This is a genomic window from Pedococcus sp. 2YAF34 (assembly GCF_052114585.1).
Classification (GTDB): Bacteria; Actinomycetota; Actinomycetes; order Actinomycetales; family Dermatophilaceae; genus Pedococcus.
Genome location: NZ_JBFRFA010000010.1, coordinates 13,926 through 27,790, shown reverse-complemented (window position 1 = coordinate 27,790; position 13,865 = coordinate 13,926). Strand labels below are relative to the sequence as shown.

Sequence of the window (13,865 nt, the reverse complement as noted above, 5' to 3'; positions counted from 1 at the left end):
CAGCCCACCGACTCAGACAGTGTTCAGGGACCGCATGAAGCGGCCCGCCCTGTCGAGGCCGGCCGCCGCCCCCTCACTCTGAGGGGTTTGAGTGTCCAAAAGAGGGCCATTGCGCGGATCCGATCCACACCTCTGCACTGTCGGAGGAAACAGGAGTCCACATGGCTACCCAGACCACCACTGACGTTCACACTGCTCGCGGCACCCGCCGCTGGGCGACCGAGACCCGCCCGGCGGCCAAGACCACCGAGCTCATCGCGTATGTCGCCGCTGTGCTCGCCGTCGCGCTGACCGCCCTCTTCGTCGGTGACGGCGGCGACGGTGGCGCTGACCCGTTCAGCGCCGAGCAGGCCCTTCGTTACATCACCTTCCTGACCATCGGTTACATGGTCGCCCGCGGTCTGGCCAAGTCTGGTACGCGCGGCAACGACAGCGACCACGACGCCTGACGGTTGCGTTGACCGAAGCGGTCACCGGCGCCCTGCGATGACCTCGCCGGCGCCGGTGGCCGTTCCTTTTGGCACCACCTGAGGAGCTCACGATGGGCCCAGCACGCAACGGACGGTTCCGGATGGGACCCGTCCCCCACTACTCCACCACGACAGCCAACGGCACGAGGGTCTCCTGCGCCGGGTGCTGCCTCCCCCTTCCGCTCGGATGCCTCACGGGCGTGGTAGCAGTGCTTGTACCGCTGGCCGCGGCAGCCGTGCGGCGTCGACGAGGTCGCTGATCCCGGCGGGGCTCGACGCATCCCCCTCAGCTGCGGTACTGCTCGACCATGGGGCAGGTGAACGGGTCTCGCTGCCCCAGCCCCACGTGGTTGAGGTACCGCACCACGATGGCGTAAGAAGCCCACAAGCTCGTCTCCGCGTACGGCACGTCCAGGTCGTGGCAGAAGGCCTGCACCAGTGGCCGGGCGCGGCGGAGGTTGGCCCTGGGCATGCTGGGGAACAGGTGGTGCTCGACCTGGTAGTTCAGCCCGCCCATGGCCACGGTGACCAGGGCCCCGCCGCGGATGTTGCGCGACATGAGCACCTGTCGTCGCAGGAAGTCGACTCGCGAGTTGCGAGTAACGATCGGCATCCCCTTGTGGTTGGGGGCGAACGCGCCTCCCAGGAGCACTCCGAAGACTCCCAGCTGCACGACCAAGAACACCGCCGCCTTGAGCGGGTCGAGGGCAAGGACGAGAACCGTGACGGAGCCGACGAGGCGCGTCAGGAGCAGAACCAGCTCCAGACGTCGCCACGGCAGCTCACGGTTGGCCAGGAGAGCCCTCAGGCTCCCCGCATGCAGGTTCAGGCCCTCCAGCAGCAGCAGCGGGAAGAACAGCGCGCCCTGGTGGGCCGCCAACCACCGACCGGCTCCGGAACGGACCCGCGCATCCTCAGCTGTGAAGACCAACCCGCCCGGGGCGATGTCCGGGTCCCGGCCGACCTGGTTCGGGGCGCTGTGGTGTCGACTGTGCTTGTGCGTCCACCAGCCGTAACTGAGGCCCACGACGCCGGTCGACACGACCCTGGCCAGCCACTCGTTGCCTCTCGGGCTCGCGAGGATCTGGCGGTGGGCGGCGTCGTGCCCCAAAAACCCGAACTGGGCCAGGACGAACGCCAGCAGGACGGCATTGCCCAGCTGCCACCACGAGTCTCCGAGAACCACTGCCAACGACACCACCGCGCCGAGGCCCACCGCCAGCCCGGCACCCAGCAGCAGGTAGGTGCCCTGCCGGCGGTCCATGAGGCCGGCTGCGCGAACCTGGGCAGCCAGCTGGGAGTAGTCGCTGGGCGCCCTGACCCGCCGCGCGGTAGGCATCGGACCCATCCCCGTCGCCGCATCGGCGCTCGGCGGCTGCCCCATGACGACCAGCTGCTGTTCCATGAATGTCCTGTCCCGTCGTTCTTGACGCTGCCGGGTCCAGGGCAACTCATCAACTGGCTTCGACTGAAACACGACCACCTCGCCCGCGCAACAGGGGGCTCCAGTCGGGCTACCCGACGGGTTCGTGGGGATCTCTGCGCTGGCTGCCGAGTTGCTGGCGGTCCAGGTCGAATCGTCGCTGGTCCGGGCCTACTGCAGGGAGGTGATCGAGGGCTTCATCGACGTCATCCACACCGAACGGGACTCGGGGTCGCCGTGGGGATCCTCATCGCGACCCGGGGACTGACCCGAGATGCCGCGCTGGCGGTGCTGCACCAACTCAGCACCCGCAGCGGGATCGGCATGGTCGCGGCCGAGCTCATCGCGCACGCGACCCCGAGCGAGGCACCCACCCAGCTCAGACTCGTGCGCCCCTTCGATCCGTAAGCCCAGGCGCGACTCCAGGCCCACGTGGTCAACTGAGCCAGGGCCCGCCAGCGTCGAAAACCTCCGTATGCGACCAGACGCCAATGGTGTGCGCGGTCTGTGAGCGGCGATGGCTTGAACGACCTTCTGGGCGGATGGGTCATCCTTGCGCCCCATGACACCGCCAACGTCGACACCGTTGCCCGGCCCCTCCGACCTGTCGACGTGCTGCTGGTCCTGACCATCGCATGGTTCGCCGTGGCGTGCGCGCGAGACTGGCTCGGCCTAGTGAAGTCGGCCCCTGTCGAGCCGAGGGCCGACGAGGCGGGGCGCCGCGGCCTTCCGCTCAGCAGCTGCCGAGTGCCCTCGCGGCCATACATCCAAACGACGTAGGCCCTGTGGCAGCACCCTTCGCCGGCCGTGGACAACCCCCGAAGATGTGCGCGGTGCGTGGAGCTCAGAACCCCCCGCCGAAGTCGCCGCCACCGAAGTCCCCGCCGCCGAAGTCCCCGCCGCCGAAGTCGTCGCCCGCCACATCGGACCCGGCGTACCCGGGATCGGAGTAGCCGGAGTCCGCGTAGTCCGAACCGGTGTCCCCTGCGCTCGAACCGGCGGAATCCGTACCGTCCGAGGCGCCGCTGTTGGTGCCGTCCGGGGCACCGTCGCTACTGCTGTCGTCGTTCCCGGTGCCGTTGCCGGTCGTATCGGTGTCGTTGGCCTGGGCGGCCTCGGGCGAGTCGCCATAGCCGTCGAACATCGCGTCGGCGATGGCGGAGCCGACGACCACACCGGCGATGCTGCCCATCATCGAACCCAGAATGGTGCCACCCATCCCCATGCCGCCCATGCCGCCCATGCCGCTGAAGCGGCTGCGGGTGAAGGTCTGCTCAAGGTACCCGGGCTGGCGCAGCTCCGCGCGGGTCGCCGTGCGCGCGAGGGACTGCGGGTCGTCCCCAGTAGGACGCTCCCCCGGCGGCAAGTCGCGGCTCAGCTCGGTGAGCACCTGGGCCCGCTGGTCCGGGGTGAGGTGGCCGAAGGCTTCGGCGTGCACCTGCTCGAGCGCCTCAGGGGCTGCGGTGCGCAGCAGGTAGCGGTATCGCGCGATGGCCCGCTCGTCCTCCCCGCTGCCAGCCTGTGTCCGACCCGGCCCAGAAGACGCCGACGGTGCTCCGTTCGGGGGCGGGTACTGCTGCGCCCCGCGGCCCGGCTGTCCTTGTGGCTCGCGCCCCAGGAGCCTGTCCAAGAAACCCATTACGACCTCCATGACCTTGCGCCCGTCCCCGTCCGCGTCGAGCTTATGGCGGCGCCCCGCACGGCGCCTCTCCTCGCGGCTCACCCCCCGACACCCCACCGCCGGCCGGACCTGGTCTTCCCGGCCCCGTCTTCCCGGCGGGTCAGGCAGCGGGGACGGGGTCCGCCCCACCGCGGGCACCCGGGCGGCACCGCAGCAGGCGCCCCACGGTCATACGTGCGCCGCGGCGGAGCCCGTGCACCTCGATGGCACGAGATGCGTAGTTGGAGCAGGTGGGGCTGTAGCGGCAGCACGGCCCACGCCGCGGGCTGATGTCCCGCTGGTAGGTGCGGATCGCGGCAAGCACCAGCCTGGGGCCCCATCCGGGACGGGAGTCAGACCTCGCTTCTCGCCAGCTCGAGCGAGCGGTGCGCACCATGTAGAGGGGTCCCAGCAGCCCGAGCTGAGGACCGCACCCGATCAGCTCGGCAACACAGCAGCCGCTCTCGATGAGGCACAGGTCACGCGCGCATGAGCTGCCGCCGCCGTAGCCATATCCCTGCCGCGGACCGTACGAGCCGTAGCCACGGCGCCGTCGTGGACGCCAGTTCCCACCGATGATGACCATGGTGCTCAACGTAGTGCTGTGCTGAGGGGAGCGCCGGTGCACGGGTTGGCCGCGTTGTGTTGCTGGAGCACCAGACCGGGCGCGAGCCGTAGCGTCACGAGCTGGCGTTCATGGATGACGTCCCGTGACGCTCGGAGGCAGCGCGGGGAGGAAGCGGCGGGGTCAAAGCTCTGCCGGCGGCTGGGCCGATGTCGGGGAATCGGTCGGTCATGTCCTTTCCTTGGCGCGACCACAGGCGAGGGCCACCTGAGCCGATGACCATCGCGCCGCGGAAGCCGTTCCATTTTGGCTCGTACCAAGCACCGCCAGGCATCGACCTCCCGGATCGGCCGGAGGGAGTTGAACCCCGTCACTGGATGCCGATCGCGCGCGTCCCCACCCGCTGACGACCAGCACCCGAACCACCGGACGGACTGAGCGTGAGTCGGGGTCTCGTCTATCCGCCGCCGCCGATTCCTCCGCCTTGGTTGAACTTGGGGTCGGCGTCGACGCGATACCGGTTCGCCTTGGGGTTGAAGCCGTCGTTCGGCCCGGCGGCTTCTACTGGTTCTGAGGATGTCCCGTCCCAGTACGCGTAACCGTTGAGTCGACCGAACGACGCCTCGGCGACCAAGGCGGCTTTGGCGAGCTGCCGGGCGAACGCAGGATCCAGACTGTCGATCCACGCCCGACAGTGTCGGTGGGCGCCAGCTGCGACGAGGTGGGCGATCTTCCCAACCTCGCCCACGCCGACATGTCCCCCGGTGGCGAAAGCCTCAGACAAAGCTCGCAGAACCATGCGCCGCTCGGTCTCAGACAGAGCCTCCAGTACTTCCCCGTGGATGCCCTCCAACGCGTCCACGGTGGCCGTCGTCAACAGGTACCGGTACTGGCGCACCACGACGTCTTCATCGGGGGCCCGACGTTCACCCTGCCCCTGTTCCGCTCGTCCCCGTGCCATGCAATCAGGCTAGGCAGCCCCCCGCGGGCTCGCCAGAGGCAAATGGGACCGGCTGACTCAGGGCGCTTGTGCGGTGGACTCGACAGGTGGACAGTGGCTTCCGTGGGCCATGCGGTGCAAGAAGACCGCTCCAAACGGCGGCGCGCGGCGAACCAGCACCGCCACCTCTTGCGAGTCGTGGTGACCGTTGTGCTCGTCCTGCTCGGCGCGGCGTGTGATCGACCGCCCCAAGCTGCGTCAACGTCACGCACTCCTTCGTCGACGTCCGTACCTGACCCGGTCGCGGCGGCCATCGCAGCGGACTTCAACACCCACACCACCGACGACCAGATCCGCGCGATCATCGTCTCGGTCAGGGGACGCACGCGGTTCGAGCGCTACTACGGGTCGTCGGCGACCGAGTCCAGGAGTGCGTTCTCGGTGACCAAGAGTGTCATGTCGACCTTGGTCGGGCAGGCCATCGCCGAAGGGAAGCTGCGCCTGGACGACCGGCTGTCGCAGATGCTTCCGCGTTACGCCGCGAAGATGAGCCCGCGGGTGGCCGGCGTGACTTTGCGGCAGCTGCTTACGATGACGGCGGGATTCACCGACACGTCCTCCGGGTTTGGCACTTCCGAGCTGCTCAATGCACCGGACTGGGTCGGTTTCATCCTTAACCACCAGGACAGTGCCCCCGGGAGGTCTTTCGCGTACTCCGACTACGGTGCGCACCTGCTGTCACCAATCCTCGAAGAGGCAACGGGTCAGCGCGTTCTGACCTACGCCCGCTCGCACCTGTTCGACCCGCTGGGAATACCGACGAGGCCGGCGGCGCAGCCCCTCATCGACGACGCCCACCTGGGCGAGTACGACCCCGCCGGCTTCGCGTGGCCGGTCGACCCGCAGGGGCACGCGATCGGCGCTGCGCACATCAAGCTTCGTCCCCGGGACATGGCCCGTCTCGGCCAGCTGTTCCTGCAGAGCGGCCAATGGCTGGGCAAGCAGGTCGTGCCCGCGGCATGGGTACGACAGGCGACCTCCGCCCGGGCCGGCGCGACCTTTCAGCCCTCGACCGACGGTCGATTCCAGCCGACGAACTACGGCTACTTCTGGTGGATGACGACCGTTGACGGCATGCGGTCCTACTTCGCCTGGGGTTTGGGCGGCCAGCTCGTACAGGTCGTCCCCGCCCGCCAGCTCGTCATGGTCGTCTCAAGCTACGTCGATCTCCGGACCGGCGAAGGCATGCTGGGCCAGGACGACCTGCAACGCTTGGCCAACGCAGTCGTGCACGCTGCTGAACGATAACTGGCGGCGTTACCCGTGATGGCCGTGGTTCTGGGTGGACGCCATCCTCACCTGCGGCGATGGACACGAGTGCCCTCCGGCGGGTTACCCGATCCCGGGACCCCCCAGGTCGCGCTTGGAGATCCCGTCCGGCGCGTGCTCAGTCGTCTTGTCACGATTCAGCGTGTGTCGCCGGTCCCACCACCAGGCGCCAGCGAGAAGCAGAAGGAGCAGCAGCCCGGCGATAATCCAGAACATGGTGGTGTCGCTCTCCGCCCTTGGCGGGCATTGGCCCTGCTGCTGCCCAGTGTCCTCTCGGGCATCTCGGGCGAGCAAGGCCTGATCCTTGCGGACAACGACATGCAGAGCCAGCGACGACATTCAGGCGTTCGCGCGCCTTACCGCGGCGGGATGCCACACGCCGCAAGCGCACCGTCCTGCTACGCCGTGAGCACCTACCAACTCGACCGATGGCTTCGCTGGTGCGCTGCACACTCGATCGAGCCGTTACAGGCCCAGCGAACCGATGTCGAGACCTACATCTCTCCTTTGAGCCACGATGAATGGCCGAGCCCCAATGCACCCACGATCTGAAGCTTCAAGCTCAACGTTCGAGGGGAGGCATCCCTAGGTGACATCCGGCCACAGCTTGCGCATGGCCGCCTCCTCCTCAGGCGTCAACGAGAGGTCACCCTCAATGAAGAAGCACGTGGTGTCCCAGGGCCGAAGGCCGTCGCCGCGTGGCGTGAGAAGCACCCCCGCCGTTCTCGTCCCGTCGGTCGTGCCGGCGGCGCGACAGAAGTCCACGTGACGCAACATCACCCATGCCCGGAAGCTGCCGTGGATCTGCTCGCTGAATCGCGATGCAGCACCGAAAGCCAACTGCGGAGCGTCGTCGCCGCCGAGGATTCGGCGAAAGCGCCAGCGCACGTCATCTGGGCCGGCTTGGCGAACGTCTTGGAGGAACTCTAAAACCGTCGACCCAAGACCTTCCCGGTGTGCGACGGGGAGGTGATCGATCATGCTAAGCAGTTCGATGCGTACGGCCTCAAGATCACCTGCAACCGCCTCCGGCACCTCAGGGGACATGGGACTTGTAGCTATGTCTTCCATCATGACTCTGAGGACGGCATGGGCTCTCTGGTCTTGCTGACCGACCGGGGCTTGCGGTAGCAGAGGAGCAGAGACATGCACGCCGTTGGGACCCATGAAGCGCTCATCCGCTGGTGAGGGCGGTGCGGCCGCATCTGCAGCTGCGAGTTCGTAGTAGCGAACCGCCTCATGCCCTAGGTCAGGTTCTGAGTCGTTTGCGGCGACGCGCTTGAGGTACTGCACCACGGCATGAGAGGACTTCAGCTGCGCAAAGAGGAAGTCCCAGTCTCTGCGGAGCAGCACAACAGTCGGATACTTGGCCTTCACCGTCGCCGCGGAGACTTTCATACCGGGGGGCGGGTTTGGGTGGTCAAGGATGACCAGGACAAGCCAGTTCAGATCGTCGCCCGATATTTCAATGACCCTTCCGCGCGCATTGGTGAGCCTCGCGGGGCCACTACGAAGCTGTCGAACGCTGCCGTTGGCCTGACGTACGGCAGCCTCGATGCTGGACCGGATCCACCGCTCCTCCTTGTCGATGTCCTCAGTAACCGTCGGACGGTTCTTGACCTGAATCATCACAGCATCGCGATCGACCAAGAGGGTGCCGTCACCCATTTCCCGAACACCAGCCCCGACCTGTCTCAGTGCTGGCTCGAAGATGAAGTCGGGCAAGCCGTATATCGCTGCAGCAGCGTGAGTGGCCTTCTCCGCACCGGTACCGGGGCTGAGATCCGGAGGTAGCGGCAGCGCTTGCGGAATGCGCCGCACCGCCACACCTTGCCCAGTGTCCAGCAGCAGGGTGAGATCTCCGTCTCCGGCACTAACAACGACGATGTCGCCGCTCTGCTGCGGTTGCGCCTGACGTCGCTGCTTCTTCAGGCGTGAAGCCTTCCCCACCGTTCGCCCTCCAGCCCTCGTAATGGTCCCCGCGAGACCATAGACCCAGGGCCCGACAGGACTCCGCGCGTCTCCTTGCCGTTCGGCGGCGCCCCGCCTACCTGATGGTGTTGTGCGCAGAAAGGAGACGATCGCGTCCCCGTGGGCGGACTCATAACGCGTCCCGCTGTGCACGCCGCTTTCCTGGCCCATTAGGTTCTGGCAGACGGGTCCTTCGCGTCGCACCAGGACTTCAGCCGATCCGAGACCGCCGACAGGTTGCCGGGGCTGCGCGCGCCGAGCAGGCCGTTACGCCCGACCTGGAAGGTGCCGGCGTCGAACGGCTCGCGTGAGTTGAACCGGGGGTCGGCCAGCAGCGCGGTCGGGCCGGTCAAGTGGGGCGGCAGGGTGGGCCCGTGCTCAGTCTCGTCGCAGCAGCCCGTAGGCGCTCGGCCGGCTAGCTCCCGAGGTCGATGATCCGGGAGAAGGAGACGCTGCCGTCACCGGCCTTCTTGAACACGAATCGGTAGTTCTTGGCGGGGTTGGACTCGGACGGCGGCCCGATCCACAGTTGCACGTCGCAGGCGAGCGGTCCGGGGGTGAATATGGCGCAGTTCTGGTGCTTGGTCACGGGTTCCATGTTCCGGTCCAACTCGTCCGCAAGGGGGTTGGCGATAGGCCCGGACAGCGCCCGCATCCCCGCGCTGCCGGACTGTGTGGACATGTTCAGCATCGCCATTCCGAGCTTGATCGCCTTGATGACGGTGGCGTCGTCGTCATCGTCGTCAAAAGCCCAGCCGTGCATGGACAGGGTGGTCACGGAGCGGTCGTTGAACTGGTCGCCCAGCGCGTTCAGTGACGAATGGAAGAACTCCATGACCGCCACGCCGGTGAGCATCCACGAGGCCACCTCGCCCCAATCCCCATACGCCAGTTGGAGCACCTTGCCGGTCATGCACGTGGCGATCGTCCTTGCCGGGTTTCCGCTGCTGAGTGCGTTGAGGCACCTGGTCGACTCAACTGCGTCCTTGATCAGGGTCCAGTGCTTCACGGACACTTTAGGAACGCTCTTGGGCATGACGAAGGCGGCCGCGTCGTAGGCGGCGGTGAAGGCGAGCAGCGACTCCGCGAGACCATCGAACTCGGAGCGGACGGTGGCTGACGGCAGAGCGGCGAAGGTGGCGCCCTCACGGGGCAACAGCAGCACAGCGTTCTTGTACCCCGGGGCATACTTCGTGACGAGCTTGACAAACCAGTCCTGGCTGACGGCCTTGGTGTAGGAGCCGGTTTGGCGCACCAAGAGCGGGTACCGGCGCATGTTGACCACCTTCACCTGTTGGAGGGGGTCCAGACCTACGCACCACGACAGCGCCTTCTTGCCTGACTCCCTGACGCTCGGGCCGTAATAGTTCACCCACTCTGTCCCTTCGCAGGTCGGAGGCTGGCCTTCGGAGGGCGCGCCGGAGAGGGCCTCGTCGACGATGGCGCGCAGCTGCTTCAGCATCTCCTGGACCGGGGCCAGCAGTGCGGCGAACGTGGAGAAGTGCGTCGTCGCCGCGACGGCGTGACGCCCGTCGGCGCTCACCGTTGCCTTCAATGGTTCCCACGGGTCGGCCGAGGTGTGCCGGGCCAGAACGACCACCATGTCGTTGCGGCCGACGGGGGCTGTCAGCGGCACGGAGATGGTCGTCGCCTTGGTGGGCTGCGCCTTGACGTCGACCTCGAGCACTGGCGCGACGCGCTTCCACTCAGGCAGACCGGCGACCGCTGCGGGATCCTTGCTGACATCGGTGGCGCGGGCACCCAGGGCTGCCGCGGTCGCAGGCTCGACCCCGAAGCCTTCGCCAGCGCCGGTGAAGCCCGCTTGTGTGGCCGCCGCTGACGGCGTCGCGGTCGCCGCCTTGCTCTTGCCGCCGGGATCGCTGCTGCCGGTGCAGGCCGTCAGCAGGACCGCGGCGGTGGCCACGGCCGCGGTGAGCACCTGGCGCGTGCTGCATCGCCGTGGGGCGTGTTGTGCGAGGTCAGGGCCCATGTCTCCCCCTCCTGGGGCAGCGACCCCCGCCGGGGGCAGAAGACCATTCAGCCCCCGCGCCGCCGGTCTCGTCCAGCCCCATTCAGCAGGCGAGCGCCACCATCACCCGGTTTGGGCGGTTGTGTCGGCCAGCGGGTGTATGGCCGGTCTGACCCAGACGTTTCTCGGTCTGGGCTCTGGGCCGGACACTGCAGGACGGGTGGGTTCTGCTCAGGACACTTCGGTTGGTGCGTGTCTCAGCCCATGACGGTGGGGCACACATCCGAGCGACGGCGTCCGCGTCGAGCTCCGGGCCGGCACGTTGGGGGAGGTGCACGAGTCTTCCCTGATGCGGGTCGTGCTGTTGAACCGGACCTCCCGCTGACGGCTCGCGACCGCGGCCACGTACCAGCACCTGGGCATGGCGATGCCGACGGCGTCGGTGATGCCGGATCTGCTGCCGCTGGCCGAGGCTGCCAGCTGACCCCCGTGTCCCGCAGGCCCACGGTCCCGCTGCGCCGGCACGCTCTGGGCTCTAGTGCCCGCAGCTTGGCCCCAGTAGCCTCATCGCACACTCCTACGCGCGCAGGACGGGGGCTGGGATGGCGGCAGGGGACGAGGCCCGTCGACGGTACGCGGAACAGCTCCGGGGGACCGCTGCCCGCCGTGAGGCCATGCAGCACAGCGCCCGTGCGAACGCCCAGCCGTTCGTGGACCAGTGGTGCCGCAACCAGCGCATCGAGCCAGCACCGAAGGCGCTGGTGGTCTCCGTGGCCATGGTCGAGGAGGACCCCGGGTACAACGTGATGGAGCACGCCGTGGCCACGTGCATGTTCACCGTCGACGGCGTGAACCTGACTGCAAAGGTCAACGACGGGCCCCTCCCCCGCTACAGCGTCGGCGGCGTCTTCTACGGACACCACGAGATCCACGACCTGGCCCAGCTGGGCGGCATCCTGGAGCGTGAACGCGCCGACGCGCGCGCGGTCGACGCCGCGCGCGCGAAGCGGCGCCGAGGGCGTGTACGCGGATGGGCCGCGCTGGCGGTCCTCGTCGTGTTGGCAGCCGCTGCGTGGACGGCGTGGCAGCGCGCGCACCGCGTCCAGGCCGCGCCCGGGGAGATCACCGGGCTGTACGGCACCGTCCAGGACGCCCGGATTGTCGAGCTGGCCTGGCAGCCGACGCCTTGGGCGACTGGCGGCTACGACGTCATTGCGGACGGGTTCGGCGCCGAAGGCCTCAAGATCGTTGCGGCACCGAACAAGCCTGCCGCCCGCATCAAGCTGGATATGAGCCGGGGCCGGATGATCTCCGTCCGAGCCCGGCACGCCGGCCCGGACGGAGGCCCCGTCGGCCCGGACACCACGATCCTTTGCTATGAGGAAGGCCCCTGCCGCCCCCTGCCGTACCGGCGGTAGTGTGCCGCGCCCGAAGATCCCGCTCGAGCAGCGGTCGCCCGCCGGTGATGGGGGTGTGCGGGGTTGGTCGGTAGCTGGACGCGACGATGGTCGCGGGCATGGCCCAATCGACGTCAGGCTGATCGACCGACCGGCAATGACCTCGGGACGCGGTTCCGGCGCGCGGAAGATCCTCGCTCACGGGCGTGCGTCGCAATCCACGTCTCACAAGCGAGCCTTTCTGCTGCGACTGGGTCGACACCCCGCGGTCCCATGCATGCCCCTGACTTCAGTGATCAGTCGCCTGCTCGATATGACCAAGGCCTGCTTCGTTGATCGGCTGATACGACTTCACATGCTGCCTCCGACCGGCAACACGTAGCGCCTCTTCAAGGACTGCGACCACTCTGCTAACTCAGGCTCGCGGCTGCACGCCTGCGGGAAGTTCTCGTGAGACCAAAAGGCGACCGGGGTGCTCGGCCGGTACTCGGTGATCTTGTTAACGACCGCTCTGGCCGACTTGTCGTCGCCCCGACCGAGCACCACAGCGAGCACCCGCCCCACGCCAGGGCCGCTCCGCACGCCGCGACGACGGAGGGAGTCCGTCAGCGAGACGGACCGAAGGAACTGGCTGCCGCCGGCCCGGACGATGTCCTGCATAGCGCGCTCAGCGAGGCCTGCAGCCTGAAGATGTGCGGCGTATCGCTCCCACGTCATCTTCTTCGCCGAGAACGAGTCGGTGTACTTCACCTCGACCGTGACCAGCAGCCGCTGCCCATCGCTGAGCACGAGGTAGGCGGCGATATCGAAGCCGGACTGGTCGGCGGTGTGCAGTTCACGTGGCGGAAACCACTCGGCCTCTATGCCGTGCAGCGCATGGGAAGGTGTGCAGGCATCTTCGAGATATTCAAGCCCCAGCACGGCGCGGTGCGCACTGACGAGGCCGTGTCACCGCTCATTCTTCTCGAGCTGATCCTTATGTCACTATGCGTCGCGAGAGACGAACACGGGAGAAAGCAGTCTGGCAATGCCTGATGAAGAGTCCGATCGGACGCCCTGCCCCAAGTGCCGGCAGCTGGTGCTCCATGGCAGTGAGGATCTCCACACGCGCTTCTGCGTCGGCGTCAGGAGTGCCGGCGGTGGCGATCGCGCCAACGGCTCGCCCGCTCCGAGGAGCGAGCCCGTCCGTGCTGTTGTCGCGTGCGCGGTGTGCGGCAACAAACTCGTCTCTGAGGGTGCGTCCTCGCGTCCCAGTCGACACGCCGTGGGTGGTGTCGAGTGCCGTGGCGGTCAATTGCCTGGCCATCCGGTGGCCGATGGTGTTCAAGTCACCCGGCCTATCAACCACGTTCCTGCCACCGGTCGCTGGGAGGCGACTGGGGCTGCCGGGAGCGTGACGGCTCGCGCGACAACGCCTGGTCTTGGACGCAGGCCTTCCGTGCGTCATGCCGATGCTTCCCTACCCGCGTCATCAGTGTCGTCGCACGGTGGTAGCCGCGGCGTCATAGCGCGAGACTCCGCCCGTTCCAGTGTTCAAGCATCGGGTATCCACCGTCCGCTCGCCGCCGTCGCCAGCGTGCTGCTCCTGGTCGCGCTGTTCCGCTGGCCTTATGACTTCTACGTGTTCATGCGTTGGGCCGTATCAGCCATCGCCATCGCCATCGCCATCATGGGCTACCACCAAAGTGCAAACGACAACGAAGACCAGCTGTGGTGGACTCGTGTAGCCATCCCCTGCTTCGCCGTGATCGCCATCGTCTTCAATCCTGTGGCGCCCCTAGTCATGCACCGGGACTCTTGGGCGTCACTGGATCTAGCTGCTGCGGCCATATTCGCAACGGCGCTCTTCACACGCTTCGACGCTCCATCCGGCGCAACAATGTCGCATGCCAGCTCATGGCTCGTGAGGCCCAAGTCCGCATGCCAGTTCATGCTCTTCTTGGCCGTGGTTGCGGTCTTGATGTTCGGGGTTCAGGTGACCTCCGCGGATGGCGTCTATGGTGACGCCGACTGCTTTTCTCCCCTGCCGGGGGAATGCTAGAGGTCAGGCATGCCAACGGCCTAGGCGAGCTGCAACGTCCTCGAGCTCGGTTCTCGGGTCCCTTGGGAGGGCAACCGTCGTGCAGGTCGGAACGCAGTCG

14 protein-coding genes are annotated in these 13,865 nt (G+C 67.4%); 6 read left to right on the top strand and 8 right to left on the bottom strand.

The annotated features are described in order from the left end of the window. Nucleotides 1-161: 161 nt before the first annotated feature. Entirely contained in the window at nt 162-449 is a 288-nt protein-coding gene (locus tag AB4Z02_RS07575; protein WP_441970230.1) for a hypothetical protein, read from the top strand. 307 nt (nt 450-756) lie between these two features. Here AB4Z02_RS07575 and AB4Z02_RS07570 read toward each other — a convergent pair whose 3' ends face one another. Next, the gene (locus tag AB4Z02_RS07570) at nt 757-1,875 is read right to left on the bottom strand and encodes a fatty acid desaturase family protein (RefSeq protein WP_441970229.1); all 1,119 of its coding nucleotides are present in this window, start codon (nt 1,873-1,875) and stop codon (nt 757-759) included. 255 nt (nt 1,876-2,130) lie between these two features. On the opposite strand from AB4Z02_RS07570, the gene AB4Z02_RS07565 reads away from it, so the two are divergent. Next, a complete protein-coding gene (locus AB4Z02_RS07565) occupies nt 2,131-2,301 on the top strand; it encodes a hypothetical protein (protein ID WP_441970228.1) in 171 nt (56 codons plus the stop codon). Nucleotides 2,302-2,737: 436 nt separating this feature from the next. Here AB4Z02_RS07565 and AB4Z02_RS07560 read toward each other — a convergent pair whose 3' ends face one another. The 3 genes from AB4Z02_RS07560 to AB4Z02_RS07550 all read right to left on the bottom strand — a co-directional run bounded on the left by AB4Z02_RS07560 (nt 2,738) and on the right by AB4Z02_RS07550 (nt 5,079). Continuing rightward, nucleotides 2,738-3,532, bottom strand: a complete 795-nt coding sequence (locus AB4Z02_RS07560) for a hypothetical protein (protein WP_441970227.1) — start codon at nt 3,530-3,532, stop codon at nt 2,738-2,740. Nucleotides 3,533-3,674: 142 nt separating this feature from the next. Then, complete coding sequence (gene yidD, locus AB4Z02_RS07555; protein ID WP_441970295.1) at nt 3,675-3,950, bottom strand: membrane protein insertion efficiency factor YidD; 276 nt, start codon at nt 3,948-3,950, stop codon at nt 3,675-3,677. 625 nt (nt 3,951-4,575) lie between these two features. Beyond that, a complete protein-coding gene (locus AB4Z02_RS07550; protein WP_441970226.1) occupies nt 4,576-5,079 on the bottom strand; it encodes a hypothetical protein in 504 nt (167 codons plus the stop codon). A gap of 102 nt (nt 5,080-5,181) precedes the next feature. Between AB4Z02_RS07550 and AB4Z02_RS07545 the strand changes: the two genes are divergently transcribed. Together AB4Z02_RS07545 and AB4Z02_RS07540 are read left to right on the top strand one after the other, a co-directional pair. After that, nucleotides 5,182-6,366, top strand: a complete 1,185-nt coding sequence (locus AB4Z02_RS07545) for a serine hydrolase domain-containing protein (protein WP_441970225.1) — start codon at nt 5,182-5,184, stop codon at nt 6,364-6,366. 135 nt (nt 6,367-6,501) lie between these two features. Beyond that, nucleotides 6,502-6,939, top strand: a complete 438-nt coding sequence (locus tag AB4Z02_RS07540; RefSeq protein WP_441970224.1) for a hypothetical protein — start codon at nt 6,502-6,504, stop codon at nt 6,937-6,939. Between the two features lie 33 nt (nt 6,940-6,972). Here AB4Z02_RS07540 and AB4Z02_RS07535 read toward each other — a convergent pair whose 3' ends face one another. The 3 genes from AB4Z02_RS07535 to AB4Z02_RS07525 all read right to left on the bottom strand — a co-directional run bounded on the left by AB4Z02_RS07535 (nt 6,973) and on the right by AB4Z02_RS07525 (nt 10,297). Continuing rightward, nucleotides 6,973-8,337, bottom strand: a complete 1,365-nt coding sequence (locus tag AB4Z02_RS07535) for a hypothetical protein (protein WP_441970223.1) — start codon at nt 8,335-8,337, stop codon at nt 6,973-6,975. A gap of 191 nt (nt 8,338-8,528) precedes the next feature. Then, nucleotides 8,529-8,711, bottom strand: a complete 183-nt coding sequence (locus tag AB4Z02_RS07530) for a hypothetical protein (RefSeq protein ID WP_441970222.1) — start codon at nt 8,709-8,711, stop codon at nt 8,529-8,531. Between the two features lie 62 nt (nt 8,712-8,773). Further along, nucleotides 8,774-10,297 carry a hypothetical protein gene (locus AB4Z02_RS07525; RefSeq protein ID WP_441970221.1) on the bottom strand — a complete coding sequence of 508 codons (1,524 nt, stop codon included), beginning with the start codon at nt 10,295-10,297 and terminating at the stop codon, nt 8,774-8,776. Between the two features lie 704 nt (nt 10,298-11,001). Between AB4Z02_RS07525 and AB4Z02_RS07520 the strand changes: the two genes are divergently transcribed. Beyond that, nucleotides 11,002-11,745, top strand: coding sequence for a hypothetical protein (locus AB4Z02_RS07520; RefSeq protein WP_441970220.1), 744 nt, complete (start codon nt 11,002-11,004; stop codon nt 11,743-11,745). A gap of 330 nt (nt 11,746-12,075) precedes the next feature. On the opposite strand, the gene AB4Z02_RS07515 is transcribed toward AB4Z02_RS07520, so the two are convergent. Continuing rightward, nucleotides 12,076-12,645 carry a PGN_0703 family putative restriction endonuclease gene (locus AB4Z02_RS07515; RefSeq protein WP_441970219.1) on the bottom strand — a complete coding sequence of 190 codons (570 nt, stop codon included), beginning with the start codon at nt 12,643-12,645 and terminating at the stop codon, nt 12,076-12,078. A gap of 106 nt (nt 12,646-12,751) precedes the next feature. Here AB4Z02_RS07515 and AB4Z02_RS07510 point away from each other — a divergent pair, with 106 nt between their 5' ends. Then, nucleotides 12,752-13,765 carry a DUF6804 family protein gene (locus tag AB4Z02_RS07510; protein WP_441970218.1) on the top strand — a complete coding sequence of 338 codons (1,014 nt, stop codon included), beginning with the start codon at nt 12,752-12,754 and terminating at the stop codon, nt 13,763-13,765. Nucleotides 13,766-13,865: the final 100 nt, after the last annotated feature.

What these genes read in the sequence shown, in the direction of transcription:
- AB4Z02_RS07575 (WP_441970230.1), top strand. Translation starts at nt 162, where the DNA reads ATGGCTACCCAGACCACCACTGACGTTCACACTGCTCGCGGCACCCGC.
- AB4Z02_RS07570 (WP_441970229.1), bottom strand. Translation starts at nt 1,875, where the DNA reads ATGGAACAGCAGCTGGTCGTCATGGGGCAGCCGCCGAGCGCCGATGCG.
- AB4Z02_RS07560 (WP_441970227.1), bottom strand. Translation starts at nt 3,532, where the DNA reads ATGGGTTTCTTGGACAGGCTCCTGGGGCGCGAGCCACAAGGACAGCCG.
- yidD (WP_441970295.1), bottom strand. Translation starts at nt 3,950, where the DNA reads ATGGTGCGCACCGCTCGCTCGAGCTGGCGAGAAGCGAGGTCTGACTCC.
- AB4Z02_RS07550 (WP_441970226.1), bottom strand. Translation starts at nt 5,079, where the DNA reads ATGGCACGGGGACGAGCGGAACAGGGGCAGGGTGAACGTCGGGCCCCC.
- AB4Z02_RS07520 (WP_441970220.1), top strand. Translation starts at nt 11,002, where the DNA reads ATGCAGCACAGCGCCCGTGCGAACGCCCAGCCGTTCGTGGACCAGTGG.
- AB4Z02_RS07510 (WP_441970218.1), top strand. Translation starts at nt 12,752, where the DNA reads ATGCCTGATGAAGAGTCCGATCGGACGCCCTGCCCCAAGTGCCGGCAG.